At 45.5% G+C, this 14,096-nt stretch carries 19 protein-coding genes; 8 read left to right on the forward strand and 11 right to left on the reverse strand.

Annotated elements, in window-relative coordinates:
• Window positions 1-196: 196 nt before the first annotated feature.
• Window positions 197-460, reverse strand: a complete 264-nt coding sequence (locus HNP82_RS05555; protein WP_183772349.1) for a type II toxin-antitoxin system prevent-host-death family antitoxin — start codon at window positions 458-460, stop codon at window positions 197-199.
• Window positions 461-714: 254 nt separating this feature from the next.
• On the opposite strand from HNP82_RS05555, the gene HNP82_RS05560 reads away from it, so the two are divergent.
• Together HNP82_RS05560 and HNP82_RS05565 are read left to right on the forward strand one after the other, a co-directional pair.
• The gene (locus HNP82_RS05560) at window positions 715-2,349 is read left to right on the forward strand and encodes an ABC transporter substrate-binding protein (RefSeq protein WP_183772351.1); all 1,635 of its coding nucleotides are present in this window, start codon (window positions 715-717) and stop codon (window positions 2,347-2,349) included.
• Window positions 2,350-2,417: 68 nt separating this feature from the next.
• The gene (locus HNP82_RS05565) at window positions 2,418-3,392 is read left to right on the forward strand and encodes a flavodoxin family protein (RefSeq protein WP_183772353.1); all 975 of its coding nucleotides are present in this window, start codon (window positions 2,418-2,420) and stop codon (window positions 3,390-3,392) included.
• Window positions 3,393-3,401: 9 nt separating this feature from the next.
• Here the strand turns inward: HNP82_RS05565 and HNP82_RS05570 are convergent, their stop codons facing one another.
• The 3 genes from HNP82_RS05570 to HNP82_RS05580 all read right to left on the reverse strand — a co-directional run bounded on the left by HNP82_RS05570 (window position 3,402) and on the right by HNP82_RS05580 (window position 7,046).
• Window positions 3,402-4,283 (reverse strand): helix-turn-helix transcriptional regulator, encoded by an 882-nt coding sequence (locus HNP82_RS05570; RefSeq protein ID WP_183772355.1) that lies wholly within the window; start codon window positions 4,281-4,283, stop codon window positions 3,402-3,404.
• Window positions 4,284-4,361: 78 nt separating this feature from the next.
• Window positions 4,362-5,573, reverse strand: a complete 1,212-nt coding sequence (locus HNP82_RS05575; protein WP_183772357.1) for a carboxylate--amine ligase — start codon at window positions 5,571-5,573, stop codon at window positions 4,362-4,364.
• 81 nt (window positions 5,574-5,654) lie between these two features.
• Window positions 5,655-7,046, reverse strand: a complete 1,392-nt coding sequence (locus tag HNP82_RS05580) for an NAD(P)/FAD-dependent oxidoreductase (RefSeq protein WP_183772359.1) — start codon at window positions 7,044-7,046, stop codon at window positions 5,655-5,657.
• 308 nt (window positions 7,047-7,354) lie between these two features.
• Here HNP82_RS05580 and HNP82_RS05585 point away from each other — a divergent pair, with 308 nt between their 5' ends.
• Window positions 7,355-8,710 (forward strand): MATE family efflux transporter, encoded by a 1,356-nt coding sequence (locus HNP82_RS05585; RefSeq protein WP_183772361.1) that lies wholly within the window; start codon window positions 7,355-7,357, stop codon window positions 8,708-8,710.
• Between the two features lie 21 nt (window positions 8,711-8,731).
• Window positions 8,732-9,397, forward strand: coding sequence for a nitroreductase family protein (locus HNP82_RS05590; RefSeq protein WP_183772363.1), 666 nt, complete (start codon window positions 8,732-8,734; stop codon window positions 9,395-9,397).
• A gap of 82 nt (window positions 9,398-9,479) precedes the next feature.
• Here HNP82_RS05590 and HNP82_RS05595 read toward each other — a convergent pair whose 3' ends face one another.
• The 5 genes from HNP82_RS05595 to HNP82_RS05610 form a co-directional block, all read right to left on the reverse strand.
• On the reverse strand, window positions 9,480-9,854 hold the full coding sequence (locus HNP82_RS05595; RefSeq protein WP_183772365.1) for a DUF3502 domain-containing protein: 375 nt from the start codon (window positions 9,852-9,854) through the stop codon (window positions 9,480-9,482).
• The gene (locus HNP82_RS17820) at window positions 9,811-9,999 is read right to left on the reverse strand and encodes a hypothetical protein (protein ID WP_207720566.1); all 189 of its coding nucleotides are present in this window, start codon (window positions 9,997-9,999) and stop codon (window positions 9,811-9,813) included. Before HNP82_RS17820 ends, HNP82_RS05595 begins: the two co-directional genes overlap by 44 nt.
• Before the next feature lie 23 nt (window positions 10,000-10,022).
• On the reverse strand, window positions 10,023-10,205 hold the full coding sequence (locus HNP82_RS05600; RefSeq protein ID WP_183772367.1) for a hypothetical protein: 183 nt from the start codon (window positions 10,203-10,205) through the stop codon (window positions 10,023-10,025).
• A 235-nt stretch (window positions 10,206-10,440) separates the two neighbouring features.
• Window positions 10,441-10,731, reverse strand: coding sequence for a type II toxin-antitoxin system YafQ family toxin (locus HNP82_RS05605; protein WP_183772369.1), 291 nt, complete (start codon window positions 10,729-10,731; stop codon window positions 10,441-10,443).
• The gene (locus tag HNP82_RS05610) at window positions 10,728-11,006 is read right to left on the reverse strand and encodes a type II toxin-antitoxin system RelB/DinJ family antitoxin (protein WP_183772371.1); all 279 of its coding nucleotides are present in this window, start codon (window positions 11,004-11,006) and stop codon (window positions 10,728-10,730) included. Before HNP82_RS05610 ends, HNP82_RS05605 begins: the two co-directional genes overlap by 4 nt.
• A gap of 106 nt (window positions 11,007-11,112) precedes the next feature.
• Here HNP82_RS05610 and HNP82_RS05615 point away from each other — a divergent pair, with 106 nt between their 5' ends.
• From HNP82_RS05615 to HNP82_RS05630, 4 genes are all read left to right on the forward strand, one after another.
• Window positions 11,113-11,262 carry a hypothetical protein gene (locus HNP82_RS05615; RefSeq protein ID WP_183772653.1) on the forward strand — a complete coding sequence of 50 codons (150 nt, stop codon included), beginning with the start codon at window positions 11,113-11,115 and terminating at the stop codon, window positions 11,260-11,262.
• Window positions 11,263-11,340: 78 nt separating this feature from the next.
• Window positions 11,341-11,772, forward strand: a complete 432-nt coding sequence (locus HNP82_RS05620) for a MarR family winged helix-turn-helix transcriptional regulator (protein WP_183772373.1) — start codon at window positions 11,341-11,343, stop codon at window positions 11,770-11,772.
• A gap of 28 nt (window positions 11,773-11,800) precedes the next feature.
• Window positions 11,801-12,232 (forward strand): RNHCP domain-containing protein, encoded by a 432-nt coding sequence (locus HNP82_RS05625; RefSeq protein ID WP_183772375.1) that lies wholly within the window; start codon window positions 11,801-11,803, stop codon window positions 12,230-12,232.
• Between the two features lie 32 nt (window positions 12,233-12,264).
• Window positions 12,265-12,696 (forward strand): GNAT family N-acetyltransferase, encoded by a 432-nt coding sequence (locus HNP82_RS05630; RefSeq protein ID WP_183772377.1) that lies wholly within the window; start codon window positions 12,265-12,267, stop codon window positions 12,694-12,696.
• A gap of 107 nt (window positions 12,697-12,803) precedes the next feature.
• On the opposite strand, the gene HNP82_RS18355 is transcribed toward HNP82_RS05630, so the two are convergent.
• Both HNP82_RS18355 and HNP82_RS05635 read right to left on the reverse strand, forming a co-directional pair.
• Window positions 12,804-13,073 (reverse strand): PD-(D/E)XK nuclease domain-containing protein, encoded by a 270-nt coding sequence (locus tag HNP82_RS18355; RefSeq protein WP_330599450.1) that lies wholly within the window; start codon window positions 13,071-13,073, stop codon window positions 12,804-12,806.
• Window positions 13,048-14,013: an AAA family ATPase gene (locus HNP82_RS05635; RefSeq protein WP_330599451.1), complete on the reverse strand. Its 966-nt coding sequence runs from the start codon at window positions 14,011-14,013 to the stop codon at window positions 13,048-13,050. Before HNP82_RS05635 ends, HNP82_RS18355 begins: the two co-directional genes overlap by 26 nt.
• Window positions 14,014-14,096 lie beyond the last annotated feature (83 nt).

Here is a 14,096-nt window from a genome sequence, read left to right on the forward strand (position 1 = left end):
CTTATATGTTCCGTCCCTGATACTGTACAGTCACAACATAAACTGTTTTGCTTGTCTCGTCAATTCTAAAAATGACTATATAATTGTCTATAAGCAATTGACGGTACCCTTTTCCGGCGATAATTTCTCCAATGCAATATAGGCAAAAATATCATCTATTTCGCGAAATGCCTGTGGATTTAATTTGACTTTGTATTTATCCATAATATTTTCTATTTAATTTCTCAAATGCTTCATCGAGATCAATAGAAACGCCACCTTCTTCTATTTCTTTCTCAGATTCAAAAATTGCCTGATCAATGCGATTGATTTTTACAAATTTATCATATAGTTCACTGCTCATAACAACTAAATCACTATATCCGTTTTTGGTGATAAAAATCGGTTCCTGGGTTTTATGAGCCATATCAGATATTTCACTTGTATTACGAAGATCTTTGATTGGTATAATAACTGGCATAAAATCCTCTCCTTTCTATGGCATGATTATAGCATAATTATGTCATAATATACAATGGATTATTTACAGAGAAGAACCTGAAACAGAATACCTGATTACATTAAAAAATGATTCATTTCCGCCGATATACGATATCATCCGCAAAGTCATTTTCCCTGTCTATCATTTATAATAATCCCATCAAAAAAGGGAGCCGTTCAGCTTATTCCTGATTGCTGAACGGCTGCCGGAAATATTGAGGAGGTACATAATATATGAGAGGAAGACGTTTAGCAGCTTTATTGATGACAGCGGCGTTAGCCGCAAGCCTTGCCGCCTGCGGTAATTCTGAAAGCAGCGGTTCCGGCTCCGCAAATGGAGAGACAACAGCAGCCGGAACACAGAGCGCAGACAGCGGCACAAACAGTGACAGCAGCGCAGACAGCGGCAGCAGTGCCAATGACGGGGAAAATCTGGAGGATCTGGCTGAAATCGAAGTTATGTTCTGGACGTTAAATACCATCCCGTCAGACACTGACATGGTCGAAGACGCCATCAACGCCATCACGGAGGAAAGGATCAACACAACGGTAAACTTAAACATTATTGAGATGGGAAGTTATGTTCAACAATTAAATTTGATGATGTCCGGCGGTGAAAAACTGGATCTGATGGTAACTCTTCCAGGCGATTCCGCCCATTTTAACTCCATGACCAGTCAGAACCAGCTCATGGATATTACCGATCTTTTGCAGGAATACGCGCCGGAGCTTCTTGACACTGTTCCGGAAAACTGGCTGGATGGAACATCCATTAACGGCCGTATCTATTCTGTGACTTCCTTTGGGGACAAGGCAACACCCATGGCGTTTATGTGCCGGAAGGATATCCTGGATGAAATGGGCATTGATCCGGATACTGTAAAAAATGCCGACGATCTGGACGCCCTCTTTGCCAAAGTTCTAGAGATTCATCCGGATATGACTCCTGTGGCTATCGGAAGCCAGAAAGTTATCTTTGCACCATATTCTTTCGATGAAAATGGCGAACTTATAAAATTTGATGGTCTGGGAGAAGGTGACAATTCCATTATCAGTATTTTCGGCGATGACAGCACCGAAATACAAAATTACTATGAAACCGATGAGTACAGAGCGACTATCGAGCGGATGAAAGACTGGTATGACAAAGGCTACCTTTACAGAGACGGTTCCACCTACGATGAAGCAGCGGAATCCCTTATAGCCGCAGGCAACTTTTTTGGTACATTCAAGCAGGTTTCCGTTGGCAGCGAAGCGTCCGCCAGCGCCACCTGCGGTCACGAGATGTATTATATCATGCTGGACGACAGCCCGATTATTAATACCCTCTCTTTGCGCAAATTTACCTGGGCCGTGCCTTCCACATCCACAGAGCCGGAAGCTGCCGTTAAATTTATGAATCTCCTTTACACCGACGCGGAAGTACTGAATCTGCTCACATGGGGAATCGAGGGCGTCCACTATCAGACCCTGGACGACGGATCTATTGATTTCCTTGAGGGCCAGGACGCCAACAACTGCGGCTACTATCTTGGCGACTGTACAGCTATTTTCGGCAACGGATTCCTTGCAAAAGTCCGCAATGGACAGGATCCTGATCTGAGAAATACGGCGCTGGAATTAAATCTTAACGCCCAGGTATCCCGTTTTAACGGCTTCAGCTTTGATACCACCGGGCTGGAAAACCAGGTGGCCTCGCTGACCAACACTGTGGAACAGTACCGTCCGGCACTGGCCTGCGGCTTATACACAGAGGACTATCTTAACGAATTTATCCAGCAGCTTCAGAGCAACGGCGTTGAGACATATCTTGACACCATCCAGGGACAGTTAGATGAGTGGGTGGCCGCCAACCAAAATAATGAATAACCAGCGTACCGCGCAAATATCTGAGGAAATGGCTTCTGCCATTTCCTCAAAATTTCAGGAGGTTTAAGATGTATATTTTAGGTATATCCTTTGGGAAAAAGAACGCAAACACAGACATCCTTGTAAAGGAAGCGCTGTACGGCGCAAAAGAAGCCCAGCCGGAGGCTGAGATAAAGTTTATCAATACAGTGCGCCTTAATATCGGCCGGTGTATCGGCTGCGGCGCCTGCTCCACAAGCCTGGAGCGGGGCGGGGACAATCCATGTGTTGTGAAAGATGATTTCCAGATGCTGGAAGATGAAGTCCGCAAAGCGGACGCCCTGATTGTGGGGGCCCCGGTCTATGTTCTTCAGCCGGTAGGCCAATTTAAAGACTTTGTAGATCGTTTTAGCTGCCGCCATGATGTGTCAGCCATTAACTGGGTACTGGACAGGCGCAGGACAGGGGAAATGCCGGGCAATGCCGAAGATTTTCCTATAGAACGGCTGAAACGCCGGGCAGTGTCCTTTATTTCTGTAGGCGGAGCCTCCACAAAAAACTGGGTGTCCATAGGATGCGCCACCATGCATCTGCTGGCATTTCCGGCAATGATGAGAGTCGTTGGCAACTACGATGCCCACAGCATGGGCACCATCGGAAATCCTTACCTGGATGATCAACTCATTGAAGATATGCACGAAATGGGACGGCGCACCGCCATGGCCGGCGTCAGCGAGGACGCACCGGTTTCATGGTTTGGGGATGAAGGGACATGCCCGGTCTGCCATCAGAATCTTCTCACTGTCAACGGAACAACAACTGTAGAGTGTCCCATCTGCGGCATTGAAGGGAAGCTGTCTGTGGAAGGCGAGCGGCTGAAAGTTGTCTTCTCTCAGGAACAGCAGGAACGGGCCAGAGGCACATTTAAGGGTCTGCGGGAGCATACCACAGAGATTCAGGGCTTTGGAGCCATCTGCGGCCCAAAACTTATGGCAAATAAAGAATTGCTGGATAAAAAAATGGAGCGCATCAAAAAATTTGACGAATTTATTACCTCGATTTAGCCATCAGGACTAAGGCTCCTCTGAAAGCTTTTGCCGTGTCCCCGGAGACGGCATCATGGCAAAAAAACTGGCACAGCGCGGATCATCTTTGGGTGTATCCGCGTTTTTCCTGTAGGCTCCCGGAGACATCCCAAAATATTTTCTGAAGGCCCGGTTAAAAGACGCCGGGCTTCCAAAGCCATTATTAATGGCAATCTTCGTCACATCATAATTCGTTTCTATAAGATCGCTCGCCGCGTGTCTGAGCCGGACTTCATTGAGATAGGCTGTAAAGCTTTTATGAAAATGCTCTGAAAAAAAGCGGGACAGATACTGAGGCGACAAAAAGAGTTCACGGGCCAGGAAGGATAAGGTCATTTCCCTGGAAAAATTTTCTTCGATCAGATTGACAATTTTGCGCATTCTCTCCCCGTATTTCACCGAGGTCTCCGGATCGGGGCCTACGGACACAGAAAAATTTTTCTTAATTTCAGACAAAAGAGCAAAATACAGGGACAGAATTTCCAGACGGTTTCCCGCTGCGTCATCAAGATACCGGCGGGCGATGCCCTGGACAAGCATACGTATATAATCGTAATTTTTGTTAGGCGCCAGGGCGGAATTACACCGCACAGATATGGTATTTCCCAGGAACTGTTCCACATCATGGGAATCCAGGGTAATCAGTGTAAACCTCCCCCCTTCGTTTCCCGGTTCCAGAGAGTAACTATATTCCGGTGAAACCATCATAAAATCATCCAGTAAAAGAGTCAGTTTTGGCAGGGAAGGCAGAAAGGCAAAAATCCGGCCTTCCGTGACAAGGATAATATCTACCGTATTATGAATCACATCCACAGGTTCATTAAGCGTTATTGTTTTTACCCCCGCAACGGCATTTTCGGACATAACCATTGCGCCCTCACCTCCTGTTTACAAGAAGCATCTGCGATCTCGCCCGGAACCGCAGGTCAGCACAATATCTGTGTTAAATCAGCTATAATATTTTTTATAATTGGAAAACTGCCTTAAATGGCCTTTAACCAGGCGCAGATACCTCTTTGGCCCCAGATCCCCCCGCAAAAACAGGGGATTGACCATTTTTTTCTCTTTGATCAGTTTTTTCATCCGGCGTTTCATTTCCGGGTCTTTCACATATTTAAAAGCCACGGCGTTAGGAAGGACAGTCCACAGATACTCTTCCTGGGCGGTTTTAAAAGGAATCTCCTTCTCATAAACATAGTCCTCAACAAAATAGCGGGCCACGTTAAAGCCGGAATTAGTCACATAAAAGTTGCTCCGGCCCTGGCGGCAGTTGATCTCAAAGAATTTATACTTGCCGTCTCTGGTATCATATTTGATGTCAAAATTGGAAAATCCGGTGTAATTTAAGTCTTCCAGGAGGTTTTTCACCTTTTCCATCAGGGCGTCGTTGGGCTCTGTGATAATCAGAGCGTGGTTGCCAAGACCAAGGGGGGTGTGTTCCTCCAAAAGCACATGGCCAAGACACATCATTTTCACTTTGTGATTTCTGTCGGAATAGCAGGTCAGCACCCGCATATACTCGTCATTTCCCGGAATCATATCCTGGATAATCAGCTTGTCAGAATATCCTGAGGCATAAATGTCCTCGATAGTCTTTTTCACTTCCTCCAGGGAATTAAGTTTATAGATTTTATTCTGGCCATCAAATGGATGATGAAAATAGTCTACTCCATTGGACGGTTTTAAGATGACAGGATACTGGAATTTTACGTCAACATTGTCCCCCATATCTCGGCTATACACAAGGGTAGCCGGATAATCCACGCCATGTTTTTCACACATTTTATAGAAATTTTCTTTTAGGATAAGCTGCTCCATAAGGTCGTGATCAATGTAAGGTGCAATCACATTTTCCGGAAACTTATCTTTAATCTTGCTGATTGTTTCCACATAACTGTCGCCGCAGCCGATAGCAAGCACCTTTTTATCTTTATACTTTTGGGCCAATTTGCGCACCGCTTTAAGCAAGACTTCCTCTGTATCCATTTTGGGATTTTTACGGTAATTGGTAATCTTGCTGTAGCAGCTCGGCCCGGACATATATTTCCCAAGAACCCATGATTTAACCTGGTATTCCTCATAAAATGCCCTCGCCACACTGTATGTGTTAATATCGCCCCCGAAAAGCACCGGGACGAACTCTCTTTCTTTAAATTCCATGATGTTTTCCTCTTTCCATATTTATAGGACGGCTTTCGCCGCTGATACGAATTTGTTACCCACCGCCTATAGAGGCGGGGATCATCTCCCATCTAATATACTCCGGGCCACGCTGATGCCGTTGGCAGACGCCTGCAAAAGCCCCCTTGTTACGCTGGCTCCGTCGCCCATGGCCCGAAGCCCTGCAATACTTGTCTCAAAGTCTTTATTGACCAGCACCTTATTGGAATAAAACTTCACCTCAACGCCATAAAGAAGGGTCTCATCGCTGGCGATGCCCGGCGTAACTTTATCCAGAGCCTCGATCATCTCCACAATGTCCACCATGATCCTGTGGGGAAATACAAGGGACAAATCCCCCGGCACCGCGTCTTTCAATGTGGCAATAATATTGTTGCGCACCATCCGCTCCTGGGTTGTCCGGCGCCCCCGCTTAAAATCGCCGTAACGCTGGACAAGGATCTTCCCGTCACAGAGCATATTTCCAAGCTGGGCGATATGCTTGCCGTACTCAATAGGCGACTTAAATGGGGATGTAAAATTTTTAGATACAAGGAGGGCAAAGTTGGTATTTTTTGTCTTAAACTCCTGAGATTTATAGGCATGCCCGTTGACCACAGCCAGACCGCCCTCATAATATTCGGTGGCTACTTCCCCGGAAGGATTGGTGCAGAATACCCGGACTTTATCGTCAAAAGTGGGGGTGTAATAGACCAGTTTAGCCTCGTACAGCTTTTCATTCAGCTCCTTCATGATCTCGTCCCGGACTTCCACCCGGACGCCTACATCCACAGTACCAACCTTTGTCTCAATCTCATGGGCCTTACAAATATCAGAAAACCACTCGGAGCCCTCCCGGCCTACGCCCACGACGATCTCACCGGCATAGAAGGACTCCCCTTTGTCTGTGATCACTCCCACAGCCCGGCCATTTTCAATAATAATATCTTTGACCATGGTCATAAACCGGATCTCAACACCAGATTTCAGGAGATGCTCCTGGATGCGGGTATAAATCTTATAACCTTCTTCTGTACCCAGATGGCGGATGGGACATTCAATGAGCTTGAGGTTCGCCCGGATAGCTTTGGCCCGGATCTCCTCGATGGCTCTGTAATCGTCAATGCCGTACACTTTTTCATCAGCACCGAATTTCAGATAGATGCCGTCGGCCTCCCGGATCAGCTCTTCAGCCTTTTCATAGCCCAGAATCTCCGGAAGATTTCCGCCAACATCCGGCGACAGGGACAGCTTTCCGTCGGAGAATGCCCCGGCCCCGGCAAAACCTGTAGTAATGGAACAGGGCACACAGCCCACACACTTCTTTGTCTTACGCTTGGGACAACTGCGATGTTCAATCGCCCGGCCTTTTTCAATCATTAAAATCTTCATATCCGGCCGTTCTTTTATCAGTTCGTAGGCGCAGAAAATCCCTGACGGGCCCGCGCCGATAATGATCACGTCATAATTCATCAGGCAACACCTCCAACATTATTATCCCATACTTTATATAGTATACCCTTATCCAAACTTTGCGTCAATTACTGATTCCCTCTATACAGCCCCCACCATTCCGTGGTACAATAACACTACAGGATTGTGGGGGCTGTTTGCCGGACAAGTCATTATCACTGACATGACAGGCAGGCATGTGACCCCATTTATTATTGATCAGGCAACGATTCAGCCACGCTTTACCGCTTTCCGCTGTCAATGCGGCCGAATCGACATTGCGGCGGCTGAAAAGCTGTCTGTATATCATTATCAGGAGATGAAAAAACATGGCTGAACAAGAAAACAAGCTGGGGACCGCCCCTGTGGGCCGGCTTCTGACATCGCTGGCCATCCCCTGTATCACCGCCCAGGTGGTCAACCTGCTGTACAACATCGTTGACCGGATCTATATCGGGCATCTTCCGGAGATTGGCTCCACGGCTCTCACTGGCGTGGGCGTCACCTTCCCTATTATTACCATTATTTCCGCATTTTCTGCCCTTGTAGGCATGGGCGGGGCGCCGAGAGCTTCCATACGTATGGGGCAAAAGGACAATAAAGGCGCGGAAAAGATTCTTGGAAACTGTCTGGCTCTTTCCATTGTACTTTCTGTTCTGCTGATCATTATTTTTGAAATTTTCGGCCAGCCCCTTTTATGGCTCTTTGGCGCAAGCGAAAATACCATCAGCTACGGCTGGGAATATATGTCCATCTATGTGCTAGGTACATTTTTCGTAACTGTCACCATGGGACTGAACAACTTCATATCCGCCCAGGGCTTTGCCAAGACCAGTATGCTCACGGTTATCATCGGCGCCGTGATCAATATCATACTCGATCCTATATTTATGTTTGGCTTTAACATGGGCGTTGCCGGCGCCGCCTGGGCCACCATTCTTTCCCAGGCCATCTCCTGTATCTGGGTGCTGAAATTCCTCACATCCAAGCGGAGCATTTTAAAAATACGCCCCAAAAATATACGGTTAAGCCCAAAGATCCTCCTCCCTGTAGTTGCGCTGGGCGTTTCGCCTTTTATTATGCAAAGCACGGAAAGTCTGTTAAACATCTGCTTTAACATGTCCCTGCAAAAATACGGCGGCGACCTGGCAGTGGGCGCTATGACTATCCTGTCCAGTATTATGCAGTTTTTCTCCCTCCCTATTATGGGACTGGCTCAGGGCGCTCAGCCCATTATCAGCTACAACTACGGAGCCCACAATAAAGAACGGGTTAAAAAAGCGTTCCGCCTCCTGTTTACATGCGCGGTTGTGTTTTCCACCGCTTTCTGGCTGGTCAATATGCTTGCGCCAAAACTTCTGGTATCCCTTTTCGCAAGCACACCGGAGCTTCGGGATTATTCCGCCTGGGCTCTGCGCATTTATCTGGCCGCAGCATTTATGATGGGCGTTCAAAACTCCTGCCAGCAGACCTTTGTTGCCCTGGGCGAAGCAAAAATTTCCCTTTTTCTTGCTCTGCTGAGAAAGATTATTTTGCTGATCCCACTGATTTTTATTCTTCCTCTGTTTCTGGCTGACCAGGTTTTCGCCGTATTTTTGGCGGAACCTATCGCGGATTTCCTGGCAGCGGTAACAACCTTTACCTGTTTTCGTATCAAGTTTAAGAAAGTACTGGCAAAGATTTAAAACAATCAGGAGGATTTTTCAATGGATGTATTGCAGGCCATGGAGAAACGGCACTCGGTCCGTTCCTTCACAAACCAGCCTATAGACGGAAAAATAAAAGATAATTTACTGGATTTTATCAAACAATGCGGAAACGAAAGCGGACTCCATTTAGAGCTTGTCTTAGACGAACCCAAAGCTTTTGACGGCTTTATGGCCCATTATGGCAATTTTTCCAATGTGAGAAACTATATTGTTCTTGCGGGGCCAAAGAGCAAAGGTTTATGGGAGAAATGCGGCTATTACGGCGAAAAAATTGTTCTCTTTGCCCAAATGCTGGGCTTAAATACCTGCTGGGTTGCCCTGACATACAAAAAAGGGGCAGCGAAAATCCAGTTAAACAAGAACGAAAAATTATGTCTTCTCATCGCCGTCGGCCATGGAACAACCGTAGGTGTTCCCCACAAATCCAAGACAAGGGAAATGGTGATGAATGTATCACAGACGCCCCCGGACTGGTTTATCAGAGGCATTGACGCCGCTTTGCTGGCGCCCACAGCCATGAATCAGCAAAAATTTGTCTTTTCTCTGAAGGACAATGTGGTGACGGCAAAGGAAAGACTTGGTTTCTACAGTAAAATTGACCTTGGCATCGTCAAATACCACTTTGAACTTGGCGCCGGGGCCCAACACTTCAGGTGGGGCTGAGGAAAAGTTCTCCTGCCGCACTCGCAAAAAACTCAAAACAAAACTCCCATTTAAAGAGTTTTGTTCTGAGTTTTTATTTTTATCAGATACAGGACGGATTTATAGCTTCATCAACATCCATGGTTCCGCAATGCAATCCACGGGCATATGTATTATATGCATTTGTAAGCCCCGTAATCTCTGTAGAATAATCCGAAATATCTGTTGTAAATCCAAAAAGCGGGGACAGTTCTTCCGAATCATTGATCTGTCTGGATTGTTCCCGAACATCAGCATCCAGGGGGACAAATACATGCGACAGATATTGATTGCCAAATAACCATGTTTCATTAACACTGTAACCTACAGAATTGGCATCCTGTCCTTCCGGATAATCAATTCGCCCATCTTCCAGAATCACATAATCTTCATTCTCAATACCAAAATTTAACAGATTTATGGTACTCTTCCGTATCATAAAGACATACTGCAGTCTCAGGATCTGTACTTAATGCCACAACATAGGTTTCTACAAGAGAATCGAAGGTTACCGCGTCTTCAAAATCGCCATAGAGCAGCACATCCGCAAAATTTAAGACACCGCCAGTGCCTGATGGAGCCAATGGGATAAGATCCGTCTGCTCATCTACAACTTAAAAATTTCCTCAATATCCTGTATAGACGAAATGGCTTCTGCCTGCTCTACCAGCCCCAGTTCCTCTAAAATATCCGTTCGCATATTAAATGTCACCACTGAAACATTGTCTTTATTGATCGGAACAGGCTTTGGGGACAGATCATGCCCCAGCCACAGCAATCGTATATTCATATCAACTATTTTATCTTCTGTTTCTTTCAACTGACAAAGGGACTTCCGTAGCGGCTGCCAAATCATAACTCCAGGTCCAAAACTATTCCTCCAAGATTAATGCTTTGATGACCATTTAAAAGTAATGGTAAGTCCCATGACTGGGGACCGGAACGGTAAAGGGTACGGCGTTTTGGCGCCCCTTTGCACACAGCAAAACCGCCGTACAGGTTTTACCCATACGGCGGCAGACGGTTTATTTGCCAAACAAGTCGCTGTGCGACCCGGTGCGGGCAAGCGTCAGAACCAGCACATCATCCTCGATGCGGTAAATGAGCAGCCAGTCCGGGAGGATGTGACATTCCCGATGGCCCACCCAATTGCCAGACAGATCGTGATCGCGGTTTTTCTCCGGCAGCGGTTCGCCCATCGCCAGCAGCGCCACGACCTGCTCCAGCAATTCGATTTTCAGGCCGCGCTTTATTGCCCGTTTGTAGTCCTTCTTAAAGCCGGATGTGTACTTGACGGTGTACTTTGTTTTCCTCATTTTTTCAGGTCTGCAAACAACTTGTCAAGGTCATTGTAGCCCTTTACAGACGGGTCTTTTGCAATCCTTTCCGCTTCCAGCATGGCAGCAATCGTTTCTTTGTTGGGATGTTCCAGCTTCACTTCAAAGGGAATGCCGCCCTCACGAAGCGACTGGCGCACGAAAATGTTGAACGCCGTGGATAAATTCATGCCGAGTTCCGCAAACAGGGCATCGGCCTGTGCCTTCAAATCCGCGTCCATGCGGATGCTAATATTTGTGGTATTTCCAGCCATATCATCAACCCCTTTCCGCTGGTACTTTTAGTATATGCTATTTGCACGAAGAAAACAATACTTTGCACGAATATTCAACAACAAATTCATTGAAAGAGGTCACTGTATGAAGCAGATTATTTTACCTGTCACTGTCCACCTGAATATCCGTCTGCCCCAGGCCCTCCTGCAGCCGGAACCCATCCCCGTCACGGAAAGGAGAAACCCCTATGGAATTTTGCAAGAACTTGATAGACATCAGCCCTACATTCCGTAAAAAAGGGCTTGACACATATCCGAAATCAGATATATAATATATACGATTTCGGATATTAAAGGGGGACGTGATGAACTGATGAACGATAAAAAATCAAGAATATATGCCTATTTATCTGCGGAAATTACTTCATTGTATCATAAAGCGGCTGTAAAAATAGGCATTTCTGATACTGTCTTAAATATCCTGTATGTGCTTTGCGAAAAGGAAGGACAATGCCTTCAAAGCGACATATTCAGGCTAACAGGTATCAGCCGGCAAACAATCAATTCGGCAATCCGCAAATTAGAAAAAGGTGAGCTTGTCTATCTGGAACAGAAAGAGGGCCGAAATACAATGGTCTGTTTGACCGAAAAAGGGAAAAATTTTTCGACGAAAAAAATTCTCCCATTATTTCAAATCGAAGATAAAATATGGGGTGCATGGACAGTCAATGAACAAGAAAAATATATACAATTCACGCAAACATACCGAGACTTGTTAAAAAAGTATCTGCGTGAAGATTTATAGACAATCCTGCCCCACAAAAGGAGCAGTTATGAACAGAGAAAACAAACGCAAACAATATGAAAAAGGTTATTATAAAACACATAGTTGTAAAGACAGCTTTACTTGTAAAGTATGCGGTAGGCTTGTAGTATCTGCCGGAGCAGGAAGCGGACACAGGAACCATTGCCCGAACTGCCTAAGTAGCTTACATTTAGATATTGAGCCAGGAGACAGGGAAGCTGATTGTGGAGGGATTATGGAGCCGGTAGGCGTATGGGTGCGAAAGACCGGAGAATGGGCGGTTATTCATCGTTGCCGGAGATGCGGTCATTTAAGCTCAAATCGTGTGGCTGCTGATGATAACCCCATGAAACTTATGTCTATCGCTATGAAGCCATTATCACAGCCGCCATTTCCTTTAGAACGCATTGAGGAAATGACTGCACTAATGGGGGGCGACGGATGTTTATATGCGAAGTAAGAATTTACATAAAAAAATAATGGAGGTTCATTTTGATTCGGATAATTCAAGAAAAAGATATTGATACCGTTGCTGAAATTTGGCTGAATACGAATATATCAGCCCACAATTTTATCAATCCGACATACTGGTTAAGCAATTTTGAAATGGTTAAAAATATGCTATCCCAAGCCGAAGTATATGTTTATGAAGATAATAGCAGCATACAAGGATTTATCGGTTTAGAGCATAATTATATTTCTGGAATTTTTGTTCGCAGCGAACTCCAATCCCGTCATATAGGAAAGCAATTATTGGATTTTGCAAAAACAATTAGAGATGAATTAACTTTGAATGTTTATCAAAAAAATATTCGTGCAGTGAAATTCTATCAAAGGGAGCATTTTGAAATCATTCAAACTGGTATAGATAAAGATACCAACGAAAAAGATTACAGTATGGTATGGAAACAACAACCAACATAATTAAAATTTTATAGGAGGTATTTATATATGCAATATGCACCGACTGGCAAATATCTGCCCGCGTATACGCGGCGCAGCGTCCTGAGCGATCTTGCGCTGTCACACTTTTATTCTACTTTTACCATACATTCCTTCCGGTAAAAGGCCACACCATATTTGAATATATCTGTATAGCCTTCTTCCCTGAGCGCCTCGTTGTATTTCTGATCTCTGATCTGTTCCAGCGCCTCATCACATTTGGCCGAAAGGCCGGAATAAGTGTTGGAAACTTTCAGTTCAAAAATGACCGCCTTGCCCCGGACGCTGGGATATTTCACCAAAATATCCGGCCTTCCATTGTCCGATTCTCTGTTAGAAAGCACAATATAATTTTTCATGTTTTTCAGCATTCCCGTCAGCATCCGCGCGGCAGGCGTCCACATAATTGATCACGCTCCAGGGATTGTACACCTGGGACGTGCCGAAACAATAACCGTTATACCAGTCTCTTATTTCCCCCCTTTTCTCAGATAAACGATATGCCTTCAGCATTTCATCCACTTCCCCTTGTGTAAAGCCATAATGTTCAGAAAATGCCGTGCTGGTGATGGAGTTTATTTTAAGATTATTTAAGCCTGTAAAGATGGATTCCCGGCTGATACGAAGACACCCGGTCACCACGGCAAATGCCAGATGATCGTTGGTTTTCAGGGCAGATTCAAACAGTGAGCGGATCACTGTGATCATCTGATCATAAAAACCGGAAAACCAGGCATTTTCCAAGGGTACATCGTACTCATCAATCAGCACGACGGCCTTCTCCCCGGCACACTGATACAGGCACTCTGTGAGAAATTTCAAAGCATCCAGATAGTCTCCGAACGTCCCCTTCATATCCCGTATACGCAGGAAGCTCTCTTTCTGAGGTTGGGTCAGGCGGTCGCTGTCCCCTATGTCCGCCCAATGGCGCAGATATTCCTCCGCCATGATTTTTTTCAGCATCTCAAAAGCCTGTTCATAAGAAGCCAGTTTCATAGATTTCAGAGAAATGCTGACCACCGGATATTTTCCCATATGAGCCAGATACTCATCCCCCGCCGCCATTATTTTCAGCCCACGGAACAGATGACTGTGGTCATCGCCGCCCTTTTCAAAAAAGTAACGGAGCATACTCATATTCAATGTTTTACCAAAACGCCGCGGACGGTTAAAACGATTGACTTCCCCCTTCATATCCAGCAGTTCTTTAATAAGCAGTGTTTTATCTACATAAAAATAGCCCTCTTCGATAATTTCTGAAAAATTATCTACGCCAACAGGCAAAGGTTTTCCATTCAAAAATAACACTCCTCTCTGCTTTTTCTGAAAATATGGCAACCGTTCAGCTATCAGATAAGGCGCGGGCTGAACTGTTACAAAAT

Origin of the sequence: Catenibacillus scindens (genome assembly GCF_014202115.1) — a bacterium.
In the GTDB taxonomy this organism is placed as follows: Bacteria; Bacillota; Clostridia; order Lachnospirales; family Lachnospiraceae; genus Catenibacillus; species Catenibacillus scindens.